At 53.6% G+C, this 895-nt stretch carries 2 protein-coding genes; both read left to right on the plus strand.

Going from position 1 to position 895, the window contains the following annotated elements; translation table 11 throughout:
* Positions 1-307 (plus strand): hypothetical protein (locus RCF13_RS07930; protein WP_308141047.1); only part of this gene is annotated, 307 nt, incomplete at its 5' end.
* Between the two features lie 238 nt (positions 308-545).
* Positions 546-895, plus strand: a 350-nt coding sequence (locus RCF13_RS07935; RefSeq protein ID WP_308141048.1) for an autoinducer binding domain-containing protein, incomplete at its 3' end; no start/stop codon positions are given.

Raw genomic sequence — 895 nt, forward strand, 5'->3', positions numbered from 1 at the left:
TATTCTGTCGCGAGACCATATAGCTTGTGGTTGCGCTTTGCTGTTTGGTCTTGGCGAAACGCACGAAAGCCGTATTGCCCTGCTGGACAGTCTGATCGAACAAAGGCGGACCAGGGGCTCGCCGGTTGCGCTGAGCGCCAATTGGCCGTGCAGCATCCGCTACGCAACCGTGTGCCCGATCCTGGTTTTGATTACCTCGAATGGGGCACACCCACGGGACCGTATCTGGAGTTTTTTCATCGCTTCGGTGAAGCCTCTCTCAGATATTGTCTCACGGACCAGGCAAAACCATCCCTCATTGAATTGAAAGAAATCGTGGCAAAGATGGAGATGTCTGAGAACATTTCGGGGTAGGCGCGGTCTCCGCGCCGGGACGGCACCGCAGATTATATTTTTTAGTTTCCCGGAGGATCACCGTGCTGGCGAGCAAACCAATGGTCGGTTCCGTCGCGGCTCCTTTCGAACAGGGGAGCTCACGCTATCGAGGCGAGGCCATCGCAATATTACAGGTACTGATACCTCCCCGCAAAAGAGGGAGGAACTCCATGTTTTTGCTTGAACAGGCTCTTGAAGATCTCGCTAAGGTGGACTCCCTGTCGGCGTTTGAAAGTTATGTTGATCATTTGCGGTCGGCTTATTGTGTAGCAAACATGGTGCTGCACGTAATTTCGTCACCCAGGATCGGACTGAGCGATCCCCTCATCATAGCAACCTATGAAGATCACTGGAAAGCGCGATATTATGAGCGGGATTACTTCCGGATTGATCCTGTTGTCCAGGAGGGGACAAGAAGCTTCCTGCCTCTCGATTGGCTCGACATCGACAGGTCGAGACCACGGATGCGTGCCTTGTTTGCCGAGGCGGAATCCAACGATGTGGGGACACAGGGCATATC

This window comes from Stenotrophomonas maltophilia group sp. RNC7, from assembly GCF_030910085.1.
Lineage (GTDB): Bacteria > Pseudomonadota > Gammaproteobacteria > Xanthomonadales > Xanthomonadaceae > Stenotrophomonas > Stenotrophomonas sepilia.